Origin of the sequence: Devosia sp., from assembly GCF_034675085.1 — a bacterium.
Classification (GTDB): domain Bacteria; phylum Pseudomonadota; class Alphaproteobacteria; order Rhizobiales; family Devosiaceae; genus Devosia.
In genome coordinates this window covers 1-16,242 of sequence record NZ_JAUCDN010000039.1, presented here as the reverse complement: position 1 = coordinate 16,242, position 16,242 = coordinate 1, and the positions used below count along the sequence as shown (strand labels likewise).

The following is a 16,242-nucleotide window of genomic DNA, read 5'->3' as shown; positions in this document are numbered from 1 at the left end:
GTAAGGAAATCACCCTCACCGCCGCCTCGGCCGACGCCACCGCGCTGCAAACCACCATCACTGCGGCCCTCACGGCGGCCGGTAGCGACTCCAAGTACACCACCACTGTGGTTGGCTCCAAGGTCGCCATCGAAGCGGTGGACAAGACCGCCGATTCGCCGAAGATCGAATTCGTCTCCGGCGTGACCGCGGCAACCTACGGTGAAACCTCTTTCGTGTACGACGCCAACAATATTGGCGAAGTCAGCGTCGGCGGTCAGAATATCTCCACCGGCGGCGGCAATTTCGACTCCTTCGTCGCCTCGCTCCAGGAAAAGGCCGAAGCTGGCGGCTATACCGTCAACGCCGATGCCGCCACCAAGCGCATTAGCCTGGTTTCGACCACTCCGGGCGGCGCTGCGCCGACCATTGAAGGAATTCGTGAGAACGGCCCTGCTACCGCCGCCTCGCGCACTTTCTCCGTGGCTGACGCAACTGCCCTGAACACCAACGACCTGTTCGGCGAAGACGCCAGCGGCGAAACCTTCACCGACATCGATGATGTCATCACCTTCCTGAACGGCCAGACGGCCGCCGGTGAATTTGGCGCGACCTACAAGGCCGACAAGGATAGCGACGGCAATCTGGTCATCAGCACCCTGGCGACCGGTGCTTCTGCTGGCACTCCCCCGGCTGCTACGGCTGGCCTGACGGAAATCACCGCCCTGGCCAAGTCCGGCACCGACGCCATCGCCAATGGCATCGACGTGACCCGCACCGCCGGCACCGCCGGCAGCTACACCACCGAAGTGGAAGCCGCCTCGCACAAGGTCACTCTGACCTATGGCAACAAGTCGGCCGACATCAACATCGTGGGCCGCGACACGACCTCGGCAACGCCGGAAGCCGATCAGCTCAAGCTGATCAACGACCAGCTCAAGGCCGCCGGTCTCAGCGACATCGAAGCCAGCTTCGATGCCGATGACAAGCTGGTGTTCACCGCCAAGACCGAGGAAGCCAAGACCCTGGCCGTTTCGGGCGAGAGCAACAGCCTGTTCGGCACCAAGACCGTCTCCACCGGCACCCCGGCGGTTTCGGCCTACAAGGCGACCAATGCCGTCGATCAGTTCGTCGAGGAAATCAACCGCAACTCGGCCACCAACGGCTACCTGCGGGCCTCGAACGACAATGGCAAGCTGCGCATCGAGAACCTCTCGACCCAGGCGCTGAATGTCGAGTTCGACAAGGACGGCGCCGGCGGCGCTGCGGCCACCAGCCACACCATCGGCGGCAACGCCGTTCGTGAAGGCCTGGCCAAGCAGTTCAACGAGCTCAAGGACCAGCTCAACAAGCTGGCCGACGACGCCTCGTTCAACGGCATCAACCTGCTCCGTGGCGATCAGCTCACGATCACCTTCAACGAAACCGGCAACTCGTTCATGCAGATCAAGTCCGGTGACGATCGTGGCGTCAACTCGCAGTCGCTGAACATCAACGACCTGTCTGCGATCGAGCTCGACAGCGATGGCAACATCGATGCTCTGCTGGGCGACATCAAGACCGCGCTCAACAGCGTCCGCTCGCAGGCTTCGGCCTTCGGCTCGAACCTGTCGATCGTGCAGAACCGCCAGGACTTCACCAAGAACATGATCAACACGCTCCAGACTGGCGCCGCCAATCTGACGCTGGCTGACATGAACGAAGAAGCGGCCAACCTGCTGGCCCTGCAGACCCGCCAGTCGCTCAGCTCCTCGGCGCTGTCGATGGCTTCGCAGGCCGACCAGTCGGTACTTCAGCTCCTGCGCTAAGCGCCGGCAAGCGACCGAATCGAAAAGGCGGGCTTCGGCCCGCCTTTTTGCGTTTTGGGCTTGCCGCCCTCGCCGCCCCTCCCCCGCACGGAGAAAAAATCGGCAAAAATCGCTATTAACGCCTCAAAAACCAAGGTTTATGACCTGCTAACGGCCATGGTTAATTTGTCATTAACGTTTACCTTCGTAAATGAATTCCTACAGGGGACGGTGTGTCTGGCCGTCTGGATGAGGAAGCTCCATGTCCGATATTACTTTGTCGAAGGCCGTCCGGTCTAATCTGCTGTCGCTCCAGAACACCGCCGACCTGATGGCAAAGACGCAGGAACGTCTGGCCACGGGCAACAAGGTGAACTCCGCGCTCGACAACCCCACCAATTTCTTCACCGCCTCGGCGCTGAACAGCCGTGCCGGCGATCTCAATGCCCTGATGGACAACATGGCCAACGGCATCAAGACGCTGGAAGCCGCCGACAATGGCCTGACCTCCATCACCAAGACGCTGGAATCGATGCAGTCGACCCTGCGCCAGGCCCGCCAGGACAAATCCTTCCAGGTCGATACTTACGAGGTCAACAAGCTCAGCACGCTCAAGGTGAACGGCGGCCGCTTCGGCGCCGAAACCGAAATCCGCCTGCAAGAGCCCACCGGCGGCACCAAGGCTACCCTGGCCGCTTCGGTGCCGGGCGTGAACTACGTCAATCCCCCGGCGACGGCGGGTACGCTGGAAGGCCCCGGCCCGCGCACGCTCATCGAATATGACCCCTCCTTCGACGATGGCGGCAAGATCCGCATCGATGGCAAGGAACTCACCATCGGCACGCCGGGCAGCAACGACGCCTCGGGCGTCGCGGCCGCGATCAACACCGCCATGGGTCCTGCCGGCATCACCGGCTATACCGTGAGCTCCTCGGGCAACAAGATCATCATCGAGGCCAACGACAAGACGGTCTCTTCGCCCGATGTCGAATTCGTCGCCGGCATCACCACCGCCAAGTTCGGCGAAACCTCGTTCATCTACAACAAGGACAATGTCGGCACCGTCAAGGCGGGCGGCCAGAACATTTCCACCGGCGGCGGCACCTTCTCCACCTTCGTCGCCTCCTTGCAGGAAAATGCCGAGGCCGGCGGCTACGAGGTGTCCTTCGACATTCCCACGCAGCGCATCACCCTCAAGTCGACCACCCAGGGCGGCCCTGCCCCGGCCATCGAAGGCCTGCGCGAAAACGGCCCCGCCACCGGCGCCGCGCGCACCTTCGATTGGAGCGGCTATCTGGTCGATTTGCAGAACGAAACCGTTTTCGGCGTGACGCTTCCCTCCACGCTGACGACCTTTCAAGATGTCCTCGACACTCTGAACGATCCGACGAATGGCCTTTCCGGCCATACGGCCAGCCTGAGCGATGAGGGTTATCTGGTCATCACCAGCAACACCCCCGGCTCCACCTCGGTATCCGTCGATCCGTCGACATCGGGCGTATTCGCCGAAATCAGCGGCCTGGCCAAGTCCGGCACCGACGCCATCAGCGACGGCATTTCGGTGACGCGCCTCGCCGGCGTCTCCGGCGCCTATACCGAGGCCGTCGAAGCCGCCTCGCACAAGTTCACCCTGACCTATGGCACCAAGTCGGCCGAGATCAACGTGGTGGGCCGCGATGGTTCGCCCCACGCCCAGGCCAACCAGCTCAAGCTCATCAACGACCAGTTGCTGGCGGCCGGCCTCTACGACATCGAAGCCTCCTTCGACGCCAATGACCAGCTGGTGTTCAAGGCGCTGACCGAGGAATCCAAGACGCTGGCGGTGTCTGGCGAGAACAGCACCGACCTGTTCGGCACCACCACGGTCTCGACCGGCAGCCCGGCCGTGTCCGCCTATAAATCCTCCAATGCCGTCGACCAGTTCGTCGAGGAGATCAACCGCAACCCCGACACGGCCGGCTATATCCGCGCCTCCAACGACAACGGCAAACTGCGCATCGAGAACCTTTCGACCCAGGAGCTTTCCGTCGAGCTGGACAAGGATGGTGACGGCGTCGGCTCGCCGACCAATCACAAGATTGCCGGCAACGCCACCCGCGCCAACCTGGCCAGTGAGTTCAACGAGCTCAAGAACCAGCTCGACCGCCTCGCGGACGATGCCTCCTTCAATGGCATCAACCTGCTGCGTGGCGACAATCTGCGCATCACCTTCAACGAGAGTGGCAATTCCTTCATCGAGATCCAGTCCAAGGATGGCGCCGGCATCAGTGCCAACACGCTCGATCTGCGTCATCTGAACGCCATCGACCTCGACGCCGACATGGACATCGACAAGCTGCTCGATGGCGTGAAGCTGGCGCTCAGCTCGGTGCGTTCGCAGGCCTCCAAGTTCGGCTCGAACCTCTCCATCGTGCAGAACCGCCAGTCCTTCACCAAGCAGATGATCAACACGCTGGAAACCGGCGCTGCCAATCTGACGCTGGCCGACATGAACGAGGAAGCGGCCAACCTGCTGGCGCTGCAAACCCGCCAGTCGCTGTCCAGTTCGTCGCTGTCGCTGGCCAGCCAGGCCGACCAGAGCGTGCTCCAGCTGCTTCAGTAAGCGGTCAGCGGGTATTTCTCTTCAGGGCGGGCCAAAGGTCCGCCTTGATTGTTTTCGCCCTTTCCGCACTGTATTTCTTTGGGCATGGATTCGAAGCGGCAGGAGGCCCGGACATGGCGCTCAAGGTAGAATTGAAGCCTGGCGAAAAACTGCTGATCGGCAATTGCATCATCACCAATTCCGACCAGCGCACCCGGCTGTTCGTCGATGGCCGCGCCCCTATCCTGCGGGAAAAGGACATTCTCACCGCCGAAACTGCCAACAGTCCGGCCAAGCGCATCTATCTGGCCGTACAGCTCATGTATATCAACGACGATATCGAGAGTACGCGCGACACTTATTTTGCATTGGTCAATGATTTTATCCAAGCTGCGCCGTCATCTGTCGAGCTGGTTAACCAAATTAACAACGAGATATTAACCGGCCAGCTATACAAGGCTCTGAAGGCCTCCCAAAGGCTCATCGAGTACGAACAGGACCTGATTTCCCATGTATCAGCAGGGCGCACTGGCCTACCAGCAGACAGCCAAGATCGTTGAATCGTCGCGCGAACGCGAATCCGCCCTGCTCATGAAGGCGGCCGCCAGTCTGCAAAAGGTCAAGGACGAGTGGCCGAACAGCTTCGACGATCTTCAGCCGGCGCTGAATTTCAACCGCAAGCTGTGGACCATCTTCATGACTGCGGTGACCAAGGAAGACAGCCCCCTGCCCGTCGAATTGCGCCAGAACATCGCCAATCTCGGCCTGTTCGTGATGAACCAGACCCGCGAGATGCTGCTCGAGCCGCGCGCGCAAAAGCTGGACGTGCTGGTGCGCCTCAACCGCCAGATCGCCGCCGGCCTGCGCGGCAGCTGACCCACCGCTCCTCCTACACACAAAAGGCCCCGCAGCGATGCGGGGCCTTTGTTTTGTGGCACCATCCTGCGCCCCGGCGCGGGCCCGCTACAGGAAGTTGACGATACTGAGCTTGCTCACCATCGAGGTGGCCTGGTAGCTCGCCTGCAAGCGGGTCTGCAGCGCCAGTATCTCCATGGCCACGTCTTCCTTGTTCACCGTCTCGATATCGCTGAGCAGATTGTCGAGCTGTGCCTTGTAATTGGTGTGACGCGTGGCGGCGTTGTTGAGCGTGCTCAGGGCCACGCCCATTTCCATGGCGATGATTTCGATCGAGCCGCGCTCGGGATTATGTGCTTCCGACATTTCCGCCTGCTGGCGGATGGCCATGGCGTCGAACCGCCCCATGGCTTCGCGCATATCGGCCAGAACCGCCGCCTCGTAATCGGCCAGCGCCGCTTCGCGCGGCCCCCCCTCGGGCAGTTGCATGGCCGCCAGCCGCAGCGGCTCGCGCGAGGCGCGCACATTCTCTTCGGTGGGATAGCTCTCGATGGACATCGAGGCCATGGTGCGCACCAGGCGCAGGAAGCCCGATTCATTGGCTTGCAGGCCGTAATTGACCCGCGTGGTGTCGTCCACCTGGGCCGAAACGCTCTGGCGCGGATTGCCCTCGGCGATGATGGACGCCTCGGTGACCGCCGTGGTCAGCGCCTGCGCGAAATTCTGCGCCGTCGCCGCCTCATCGGCGCCAATGGAGAACTGTCCGGCCCGCGCCGGCCCGTTCACGGCCGTCAGCGTCACCTTGCGCTGCGTGCCATTGGGCTCGGTGAGGGTGATTTCCACGCTCTCCCCCGCCGTCAGCATGGCGGCGAGTTGCACCGACACTGAGGCGGGAGAGCCCGCCACCGGCGTCACGGTGATATTGGCGCCCGGCTGGGACGGCTGGGCGGAGACCGAGAACCCGTATTGGCCGGAAACCGGCTGCTGCTGGGCGATGGTCACCCCATGGGTCACCACGTTGGTCAGCGGGTCGGTCACCGCCGTGGTGGAGATGTCCAGCCGGCCCAGATTGGCCGCCACCACGGCGGGCGTCTGCCCGCTATACCACATCACCGTATCGGCCTCGGTGCCCACGCGCAGCGCCGTGGCCGTGGCCGGATCGCCATCCACCCGTAGCACCGGCTCGCCCGGGCCGTTGAAATAATTCGCCGCGGCCGTGAAGGTGGAGGCGCCGGCCAGATCGGTCTTGGTCACTTCCTTGAGGCGCTTTTCCAGCGCCGCCTGGAAATTGGCGGCCGTCTCGTCGGCGTCCTGCCCGATGATGAATTCGTTGGAGGTGCCGCCGGCATTCTCCGCCGTCACCGCCTTCATCACCACCTGCGTCTGGGTGCCGTCGGGCATGGTAAGGCCGATCGAGATTGTCCGCCCTTCCTGGATCTGGTCGCCGGCGGTGTCGAAGGTCACGCTGATCTGCTGGCCCTGCGGAGCCGTGCCGGGCCCGGGCTGGGTCACGCTCACAGCGCCGCTGGTGGTCGAGACGGTGGACACCTTGAACCCGAACGGGTGCACGCCATCCTCGCTCAGCGTCACGATATTGGGCGTGAGGATGTCGATGCCGGTTTCCAGCCGCCCCATCCCGCTCAGGCCCGCATCGGCCAGCTTGCGCTCGCTGGCCACGGCGTTGAAGCCGGCCTTGCCCGCCTGCCCGTTCATCAGCACGTCGGTGGTGGGCAGCGGCGCCTTGTCGGTGTTGGAGCCACCGAACAGATAGCGCCCGGCAATGTCGCTGTTGAGCAGCGTCACCATCTCGTCGAGCCGCGCATAGGACAGGCCCGGCAGCGTCGCCATGTTGATGTTGTTGGTGCCGTATTGGCCCTGGATCGCCGAATTGCGAGCCTCGCCTTCAATGGCGTCGAAGCGTGACAGCGTCTTGTCCAGAAAGCTCAGGCGCAGATTGACCGTGTCGATATTGGCCGAAAACCCCTCGATGCGGCCCAGCCGGGACCGCACCGACAATGACATGGGCAGGTCGCGCGCCATTTCGGAGAGCTTGGAGGCTTTCTCGCCGGTGCCGAGCTGCATTTGCAGCGTGGCGAAGCGGTCCTGCATCTTGGAGATGACGCCGAACCCGGTCTGTAGCGGGAACATCGATTTGTTGACGATCATCTGGCCTTACTCCTTCACGTGGCCTGGAACAGCGTGTCGAGCAGTTCCTTGACCACCGATACGACGCGGGCATTGGCCGCATAGGCGTTCTGCAATTCCAGCAGCCGCGCCATTTCCTCGTCGACATTGACGCCGTAGTCGGATTCCATCTGGTCGATGATGGTGTCGAGCGTCAGTTGCCGGTCGTCGCGCTTGGTCAGCGCCGCATTGATGCTGGCGCCCTGAAAGCCCACGATCTGCGAGATGACTTCGCCCAGATTGCCGGCAAGCTGGAAGCGTCCCGAATTGGCCTGGGGGCTGGTGCCGGAAACGAAATTCATCGTCTCGAGCTGGTTGATGACGTAATTGGCCCGGTCCGCGTCGCCCAGCGTGCCGCCCACCTCATACTGCACCAGCAGCCGGTTGTCGGCGAGAATGGCGGGGTTGATGGCGATGCGCGCCGCAAAGCCCTGCTTCTGCGGCGGATCGGAGTCCAGGTTGTTGGTGAAGGCGGCGCTGCCCTGGTCCACGAACAGGTTGAAGGCCAGTCCAGAGCCCTGCAATCCCGTCGAGGTGGAATGGGCCACGGCGCTCTTCACATCGGTGGTGCCGGCCGCGCCATCGTCCAGGATGCGCAGATAGCCGGCCCCGCCGCTGATGTTGAGGCTGGGGAACATCGCGCCCAGCGTATTGCCCAGATCGCCCCCGCCCATGGAAAAATCCATGCCGATGACGCGCTGCCCGGTGGCGTCGATATAATCGAGCGGCTCCAGCGTGTTGACCACGCGGACGCGCTTGTCGATCCCGTTCTGCGAATAGGTGAACTGGATATCGTTGCCCGGCGCCATATTGGTGATGTCGAGCGTCAGGCCGCGCGCCGCGCCCGCTTCGGTCACCTCGCCCGGCTTGCTGACGGTGGAAAAGGGCTGCGCCAGCGCCGCCGCGATTTCGTCGAGCTGGTCCTGCGCTTCCACCAGCGTCTTGTCGCGCAGCGTCACCAGCCCGGCCAGTTCGCCGCCCTGCAACACGCCCTGCGTCACCAGGTCGATGGTCAGCCCCGAAGGCGTGGTCAGGATCAGCTTGCCGACCTTGCTCGCCTCGTCATTGTAGTCGAACACCGAATTGGGCGAGAGATTGCCCGCGCTTTCGAAGCTGAACTGGGAAACGCCGTTATCCAGCAGCCCCACGCCGGAGCGCGTCATCAGCGCCACCGTGCCGTTGGGGCGGTAATCGGCCTGCACGTCGATGATCTCGGCGATGGACGAGACCAGCCGGTCGCGCTGGTCGTGCAGCGCCGCGCGGGCGCTGTCGGTCATGCCCAGGGCGAGCAGGCGCGGATTCACTTCCGAAAGCGAATTCAGCATGCCGTTGATATTGTAGATATTCGAGGCGATCTGGCCTTCGGTTTCCTGCCGCATGCCCTGGATGGTGGTGGACAGGCGATTGAGCGTCTCCACCATGGTCTGGGCGCTCGACACCATGCTGGCGCGGGCGGTGTAGTCGTCCGGGCTGGTGGCGATGCCTTGCAGGGCGTTCTTGAGCTGGCTGTAGAGCGTGTCGAGCGAGCCGGCCTGCCCCGGCTTGCCCAAAAAGCCTTGCAGGCGGTCGAGATAGCCGGCCTGGACGCTGGAATTGGCCGCGTCCGACACCTGCCGCGTATAATAGGTTTGCAGGCTGGTGTTGAAGGCGCGCGTCACCCCCACAGAGCGGGCATAGGTGCTGTTCTGCGCGTTGTAGTCGACGACGTTCAGCGCCTGCCGATGATAGCCAGGCGTGCCCGCATTGGCGATGTTGCGGCTCAGGACATCGAGCGAATCCTGGTTGATCCGCAGCCCGGTCACCGAATTGTTGAGGGACGTCATCAGGCCCATTCTTGGGACTCCTCAAGCAAAAGCCGCGTCCGGGGCGCCGTGCCCCGGACCGTTACCGATGCGCGCCTTAGCGCACCATGTTGAGCGCTTCCTGCAACATCTCGTCGGCGGTGCTGACGATGCGCGTGCCGGCCGCATAGGCCTGCTGGGTCACGATCAGCTTGGTGAATTCGTCCGAGATATCGGTGTTGGAGGCTTCCAGCGCTCCTCCGATCACGCCCGAGCCGGAAAGGTCCAGAATGGCCTCCCCCGATTCCGAGGTGGACGAGAACACCCCGCCATCGAGACGCTTGAGCTTGTTGATGGCGTTGAACTCCGCCGTCACCACCTGCGCCATGTCGATGCGCTCGCCATTGGAATAGGTGGCGACCACGCGGCCATTGTCATTGATGGCCACCGAGACGAATTCGCCGGCGCCATAGCCGTTCTGGTTGAGCGTGGACACGTTCACCGTGCCGTTGACGTCGGCGAATTGAGAAACGCCGTTGGTGTCGTGCTTGAGCTCGACCGGGCCGATGGCGACGCCATTGACCACCAGGTTGGAGATCTGCACCGTCGGCATGCCGGGAGGCGCGATGGAGCCATCGGCCGAGAACACATAGTCCTGCCCGATATTGGTCCACATCGGCTCGGCGCCTTCCGCCATGCTGTCCGACATGTAGAAGAGGTTCCAGGTATCCACCCCGCCCGAAGCCACGCTGTCAACCTTGGCCCAGCGCATCTGCACATTGGCCGGGGCGCCGTTTTCGGCATAGACGGTGATGGCGCCGCCAGCGATGGAATTGGCCTTGAACTGGGCGTCGTTGGCCGCGGCGACCGTGGTCAGGCGCGGCAGCGGCGCCACGTTGTTATAGGTGTTGGCAATGCCCAGCCCCGTGGCGGCGCTGCCCCCGATCACCAGTTGCGAGCGCTTGAACTGGCCCATATCCACCTGGATGTTGTTGCTGGCATCGGCGGCGACGGTCACGGTGGAGAAGGCTCCGCCATTGGAGCGCAGCGCCTGCTGCATCGCCCCCAGGACCTGGCTGACCGATACCCCGCCCCCGATATTCACGCCGATATTGGGCGGCGTCACCGAGGCGGCGTCGTCATCGTGGAATTGCAGCGTGTGGGTCACCCCGCCGGCGGTGAAGCTCAGCGTCTGGCCGGGCACGAAGCCATTGTTCAACGCCGGATGGGTGGTGCTGGTCGAGGGCTCGATCTCGCTGGTGGGGAAGCCCAGCGCCGCCGTGCCGCCGATCTCGAACGAGGAGACCAGGTCCGTGCCCAGCGAGGCTTCCAGGCTGCCACTGCCATTGAGCCCGAAGGTCAGCGAGGTGGACCCGGTCAGGGTGCGCAACCGGCTTTCAATGCTGGCAAAAACGTCGCTGATGGCCTGGCCCGGCGCGATGTCGATCACGTTGCCGCCCGGCGGCGGGTTAGGGCTGCTATCCTGAAGAACAAAGCTGTAGAGCGTGCCCGCGATTGTCACCTCCACCGTTTCGCCGCTGGTAAAGGTGGGTTGCGCCGGATCGGTGCCGGTGAAGGCCGAACCATGCGCCGTGGCCGGCAGGCTCAGCGTCGAGCCGGTAGCGCGCGCTGCCACGCCGCTATAGCGCGCGGTATCCAGCAGTTCGCTATTGGGCACATTGGCGTTGTAGCCGGCATTCTTGGGCAGCTGCGGCAGGTTGGCCTGATAGTTGATGCGATTGGTGCGCTGCGCCGGCAGGAAGCTGTTGGAAAGCTGGATGACTTCCGGCACCGAGCCGGAAATATTGCCGGTCTGCGTATCGATGGGCAGGCCCTTGAGATAGTAGCCGGCGCCGTTGACCAGATAACCATCCTTGTCGATCTCGAAATCGCCACGGCGGGTATAGAAATTGGTGCCGGCGAACACCGAATTGCCGTCCGACTGGCCGATCTTGGGTTCGACCACGAAGAAGCCGTTGGAGTTGAGCGCGATGAAGGTCTCGTTGGAGACCGTCTTGATGTCGCCCTGGATGGAATTGGTGCCGCGCGACTGCGCCAGCACCGCGCCCGGCACCTGCCGCGAGATCGGCGCATCGGGGATGAGGTCGAGGAAATCGGTCTCGATGCGCTTGTAGCCCGTGGTCTGCGAGTTGGCGATATTGCCCGAGATGTTTTCCAGCGCATGCGCCTGGGCCCGCAAACCCGTCACCGCACTGGAAAGAGCGCCATAAATACCCATCTGTTACTCCGTAAGCCCTCATTGCGCCCCAGGCGCGTTTCCCCCATTCAGATGCAAGCATGATGCCAACTGCTCCGAGCATTGATTTCATTGGATTTTCAGGGACTGGCTCGCCCGATTGTGGCGCAATCCCGGCAGAAGAGTCCGGGTCGGCGGCAGAATTTGCCGCCCGCTTGTGAATGCACACCCATTGCAGTAATGCAGGGGTCGCTAAAGCCGGGGCCGTCCATGCTGTTTTCCAGTGCCGATGAATTCGTCAACGCGCCGCGCCGCGCCGTGACCGTGTTCGGCATGGCCGGCGTGGGCAAGACGCGGCTGAGCGCCATGCTGCGCGCCAGCAACTGGTTTCACTATTCGGCCGATTACCGCATCGGCACGCGCTATATGGGCGAGGCCATCGTCGACAATTTCAAGCGCGAAGCCATGCGGGTGCCGTTCCTGGCCCAGCTGCTGCGCTCGGATTCGATCTACATCTCGTCCAACATCACCTTCGACAATCTCGATCCGCTCTCGAGCTATCTCGGCACGCCCGGCAATCCCGACAAGGGCGGGCTCCCCCTGGCCGAATATCAGCGCCGCCAGGAGCAGCACCGCATCGCCGAGATCGCCGCGCTGCTGGACGTGCCCCATTTCATCGAGCGCGCCAAAGCGCTTTACGGCTACGATGATTTCATCGCCGACACCGGCGGCTCGCTGATCGAGGTCATCGACCCCACCGATCCCGAGGACCCGGTGGTCAGGACGCTGGCCGCCTCCACCGCCCTGCTCTATATCCGCGGCACCGACAAGGACGCCGCCGAGCTGGTGCGGCGGTTCCGGCAAAGCCCCAAGCCCATGTATTACCGCCCGCCCTTCCTCGTGGAGAAATGGGCAGAATACAAGCTCATCAACGGCATCCTCGACGATTGCGACGTCGATCCGCTCGGCTTCGGCGCCTGGGGCTTCGAGGCGCTGCTGCATGACCGTCTGCCGCGCTATCAGGCGCTGGCCGACAATTTCGGCTATTGTGTCGAGGCGTCGGACCTGGCGACCGTCCGCGACGGCGACGAATTCGTCGATCTGGTGGCCGCCGCGATCGAGAAGCGAATGCGCTAGCGCGTTTCCAGGAAAAGTGGCTACCACTTTTCCGGTTCGGAAACGCGCCACCAGATAGCGCGCGTCTCTTTACGGGACGCGCTCGCCTGAATCGCTTTGTGATCGAACCCGCTTAAGAGGCTGATATGCCTATTCGTAGTCCCGACAATTTGCCCGCCCGCAAGACGCTTGAGGATGAGGGCGTCTATGTGATGGATTCCACCCGCGCCGCGCGACAGGATATCCGCCCCCTCGAAATCGGCTTGCTCAATCTGATGCCGAACAAGGAGCGCACCGAGACCCAGTTCACCCGCCTCATCGGCTCGACGCCGCTGCAGGTGAACCTTTCGCTCGTCCGCATTACCGACCATCACTCCAAGCACACCTCGGAGGATTATCTCAACACCTTCTACCAGACCTGGGAAGAGGTGCGCGAAAAGCGCTTCGACGGCTTCATCGTCACCGGCGCGCCCATCGCCAATATCCCGTTCGACGAGGTGCGCTACTGGCCCGAAATGATCGAGATCATGAATTGGACGCAGACCAACGTCCATCATACCATGTTCATCTGCTGGGGCGCGCAGGCCGCCCTGCACCATTTCCATGGGGTCCGGCGCTACCGCATGGCCAACAAGGCCTTCGGGGTCTATCGCCACCGCGTGCTCAACCTGCGCTCGCCCTTCCTGCGCGGCTTTTCCGACAGCCCGATGATCCCGGTGTCGCGCTATAACGATATCGAGCGCGCCTCGCTCAACCCCGATTTGGAAGTGCTGATCGACAATCCCGAGATCGGAATTTCCATGCTGGGTGACGAAAAGCACCGCGCCGTGCATTTCCTCAACCATCTCGAATACGACAACCGCTCGCTGGCCGACGAATATGAGCGCGACCAGAAAGCCGGGCTCGACACCCCCCTTCCCGCCAACCTTTTCCCCGGCGACGACCCCGCCGCCACCCCGGAAAACCGCTGGCGCAGCCATGGGCACCTCCTGTTCCAGAACTGGATCAACGAGATCTACCAGACCACGCCCTATGAGCTGGACAGGATCGGGCGGTAGCACCAAACATCCCTCCCAGCCTCCCCCATCAAGGGGGAGGCGCCATCCGGTGGATGAAGCAAGATGGTGCCAAAGACACCGAGCCACACCTCCCCCTTGATGGGGGAGGCTGGGAGGGGGTGTATTCGCCAAGCCCCGCTTGAACCCACGCCATAAATCCCTATCTTGCCAGAAGCATAGAGAGACCCGCGCGTGCCCAGGCCTGCCACGACCATCGTTGACGAGCTGGGCATAGCCCTGGCCAATCTGGGGGACGCCGCCACCGGCGCCTTCACCCCGACGTTGCGGCTGGGCGTCACCGGTCTCAGCCGCGCCGGCAAGACCATTTTCATCACCGCCCTTGTCCACAATTTGCTCACCGGCGGCCGCCTGCCCGGCTTTGCGCCCTTGGCCGAAGGCCGCTTCATCGGCGCGAAACTGGCCGAATATCCCGACGCCACCATTCCGCGCTTTGCCTATGAGCAGCATATGGAGGCGCTGACCGGCGCCGATCCCGTCTGGCCCGAAAGCACCCGCCGCATCTCGCAATTGCGCCTGGTGCTGAAATTCCAGTCCGGTAAATTCCTCTCCGGCCTGCGCGGCGTCTCCACGCTCAATCTCGATATCGTCGATTATCCCGGCGAATGGCTGCTCGACCTGCCTTTGCTCGGCCTCAGCTTTGCCCAGTGGAGCGCGGAGGCGCTGGAGCGGGCCGACCGGCCCGGCTCGGGCGATGAGGCCGGTCCGTTCCTCGATGCCCTGGCCGCCATCGATCCCCTGCGCGATGCCAGCGATGCCGACGCGGAAAGGCTTGCCGCCGCCTTCACCGACTATCTGCGCCGCAGCCGCGAACATGGCGCGCTCTCCACCCTGCCGCCGGGCCGGTTCCTGCTCCCCGGCGATCTGGAGGGATCCCCCGCCCTCACCTTCGCGCCCCTGCCGCCGCAGCGCCAGGCCGTTCGCGGCACCAGCCTCTATGCCATGCTGGAGGCGCGCTACGAGGCTTACAAAGACCGTATCGTCCGCCCCTTCTTCCGCGACCATTTCGCCCGGCTCGACCGCCAGGTGGTGCTGGTGGATACGCTGCGCGCCCTCAATGCCGGCCCCGCCGCCGTGGCCGATCTGGAAACCGCGCTCACCGCTGTGCTGGCCTGCTTCCGCCAGGGGGAAACCAACCCCCTGCTCCGCCCCTTCGTGCGCCGCATCGACCGCATTCTCTTTGCCGCCACCAAGGCCGACCATCTGCACCACACCAGCCATGACCGGCTGGAGACCATTCTCAACCGCCTCGTCGCCAATGCCGCCCGCAAGGCCCGCTTTGCCGGCGCCGAGACCCGCTCGCTGGCCCTGGCCGGCATTCGCGCCACCAGCGAAGGCACCATCCGCGAGGCCGACGAGACCCTGCCCACCATTATCGGCACCCCGATGCGCGGGGAAAGCCTCGATGGCGTCACCTATGACGGCAAAACCGAAATCGCCTTGTTTCCCGGTGACTTGCCGGAAAAACCGGATTCACTTTTCGTCGACGGCGAAAAGGTGGAGCTCAACTTTCTCCGCTTCACCCCGCCCCGGAGCCTTGAGCGCAACGCCAATGGCGATGTGGTCCTGCCCCATATCCGCTTCGACCGGGCGCTGGATTATCTCATCGGAGACTGGCTGGCATGAAACGCCCCATCGCCCGCCCCACCGCGCCCGACGCCGTGGCGGAAACGCCGCCGCGCAGCCCTCGCGCCTTCGCCCCGGCGCGGGTGGAACTCGCCGAGCCCGATTTCAACGCATCGCCTGACGACACGCTCGTCGCGCCGCCAATGCGCCGCATGGGCTGGGCGGCGCGGCTCGCCTGGGGCGCCGGCAGCGTTCTGGTCTCCGCCGCGCTGGGCCTGGCCGCCGACCGGCTGATCCGCGATCTCTTCGCCACCAGCGCGTATCTGGGCTGGCTGGGGCTAGCGGTGCTGGCCGCCTTCCTCGTCGCGGTGCTCGCCTTGGCCGGCCGCGAGATTTTCGCCCTGCGCCGCCTGCGCGTGCTCGACGATCTGCGCCGCCGCGCCGCCCAGGCCGTTGCCGATGACGACGCCAACAAGGCCCGCTCGGTGCTCGATAGCCTCGAAACCATCTATGCCGGCCGCGCCGATCTGGCCCGCGCCCGCCAGGGCGTGGCCGAGCACGCCCCCCATCTTTTCGATGGCCATGAAATGGTGGCGCTGGCCGAGCGCAACCTGATGATCCCGCTCGACGCCCGCGCCCGCGCCCTCACCGCCGCTTCGTCCCGCCGCGTGGCGCTGGTCACCACCGTCTCGCCGCGCGCGCTGATCGATATTGCCTTCGTCATCTATGAGAGCATCCGCCTCGCCGGGGCCATTGCCGCCCTTTACGGCGCCCGCCCCGGCCTGTTCGGCTTCTGGCGGCTGACCGGCGCGGTGCTCGCCCATCTCGCGGTCACCGGCGGACTGGTGCTCACCGATGGCGTTGTCGAGCAACTGGTCGGCCAGGGCCTCGCCGCCAAGCTTTCCGCCCGGCTGGGCGAAGGGGTGGTCAATGGCCTGATGACCGTGCGCGTCGGCATCGCCGCCATGCGCGTCGTGCGCCCCCTGCCCTTCGAAATCGCCAGCCAGCCCATGGTCCGCGATTTCCTGCCGGAGCTGGTGAAAGTAACGAGCGAGACGGGCAAGGCGGGATGAGGACCTTGGCGTAGCGCCCGATATCACCCCAGCCACGGTGTCATCCC

The 16,242-nt window shown here is 63.8% G+C and carries 11 protein-coding genes; 8 read left to right on the top strand and 3 right to left on the bottom strand.

Features of this window, described 5'->3' with window-relative positions; translation table 11 throughout:
• From VDP82_RS04425 to flaF, 4 genes are all read left to right on the top strand, one after another.
• Nucleotides 1-1,787: flagellin (locus VDP82_RS04425; protein ID WP_323013631.1), on the top strand; the 1,787-nt coding region annotated here is incomplete at its 5' end.
• A 241-nt stretch (nucleotides 1,788-2,028) separates the two neighbouring features.
• Nucleotides 2,029-4,368, top strand: coding sequence for a flagellin (locus VDP82_RS04420; protein ID WP_323013630.1), 2,340 nt, complete (start codon nucleotides 2,029-2,031; stop codon nucleotides 4,366-4,368).
• 113 nt (nucleotides 4,369-4,481) lie between these two features.
• Nucleotides 4,482-4,907, top strand: a complete 426-nt coding sequence (gene flbT / locus VDP82_RS04415) for a flagellar biosynthesis repressor FlbT (protein WP_323013632.1) — start codon at nucleotides 4,482-4,484, stop codon at nucleotides 4,905-4,907.
• A complete protein-coding gene (gene flaF, locus VDP82_RS04410) occupies nucleotides 4,858-5,223 on the top strand; it encodes a flagellar biosynthesis regulator FlaF (RefSeq protein WP_323013629.1) in 366 nt (121 codons plus the stop codon). The genes flbT and flaF overlap by 50 nt, the downstream gene beginning before the upstream one ends.
• Nucleotides 5,224-5,310: 87 nt before the next feature.
• Here flaF and VDP82_RS04405 read toward each other — a convergent pair whose 3' ends face one another.
• The 3 genes from VDP82_RS04405 to VDP82_RS04395 all read right to left on the bottom strand — a co-directional run bounded on the left by VDP82_RS04405 (nucleotide 5,311) and on the right by VDP82_RS04395 (nucleotide 11,406).
• Nucleotides 5,311-7,368, bottom strand: a complete 2,058-nt coding sequence (locus tag VDP82_RS04405) for a hypothetical protein (RefSeq protein ID WP_323013628.1) — start codon at nucleotides 7,366-7,368, stop codon at nucleotides 5,311-5,313.
• Nucleotides 7,369-7,382: 14 nt separating this feature from the next.
• Nucleotides 7,383-9,218, bottom strand: a complete 1,836-nt coding sequence (flgK, locus tag VDP82_RS04400; protein WP_323013627.1) for a flagellar hook-associated protein FlgK — start codon at nucleotides 9,216-9,218, stop codon at nucleotides 7,383-7,385.
• A 67-nt stretch (nucleotides 9,219-9,285) separates the two neighbouring features.
• Nucleotides 9,286-11,406, bottom strand: a complete 2,121-nt coding sequence (locus VDP82_RS04395; RefSeq protein ID WP_323013626.1) for a flagellar hook-basal body complex protein — start codon at nucleotides 11,404-11,406, stop codon at nucleotides 9,286-9,288.
• 228 nt (nucleotides 11,407-11,634) lie between these two features.
• Between VDP82_RS04395 and VDP82_RS04390 the strand changes: the two genes are divergently transcribed.
• The 4 genes from VDP82_RS04390 (at nucleotide 11,635) to VDP82_RS04375 (ending at nucleotide 16,195) form a co-directional block, all read left to right on the top strand.
• Nucleotides 11,635-12,501, top strand: coding sequence for an ATPase (locus VDP82_RS04390; protein ID WP_323013625.1), 867 nt, complete (start codon nucleotides 11,635-11,637; stop codon nucleotides 12,499-12,501).
• A 125-nt stretch (nucleotides 12,502-12,626) separates the two neighbouring features.
• Nucleotides 12,627-13,538 (top strand): homoserine O-acetyltransferase/O-succinyltransferase family protein, encoded by a 912-nt coding sequence (locus VDP82_RS04385; RefSeq protein ID WP_323013624.1) that lies wholly within the window; start codon nucleotides 12,627-12,629, stop codon nucleotides 13,536-13,538.
• Nucleotides 13,539-13,730: 192 nt separating this feature from the next.
• The gene (locus tag VDP82_RS04380) at nucleotides 13,731-15,182 is read left to right on the top strand and encodes a YcjX family protein (protein WP_323013623.1); all 1,452 of its coding nucleotides are present in this window, start codon (nucleotides 13,731-13,733) and stop codon (nucleotides 15,180-15,182) included.
• Nucleotides 15,179-16,195 (top strand): TIGR01620 family protein, encoded by a 1,017-nt coding sequence (locus VDP82_RS04375; protein WP_323013622.1) that lies wholly within the window; start codon nucleotides 15,179-15,181, stop codon nucleotides 16,193-16,195. Before VDP82_RS04380 ends, VDP82_RS04375 begins: the two co-directional genes overlap by 4 nt.
• Nucleotides 16,196-16,242 lie beyond the last annotated feature (47 nt).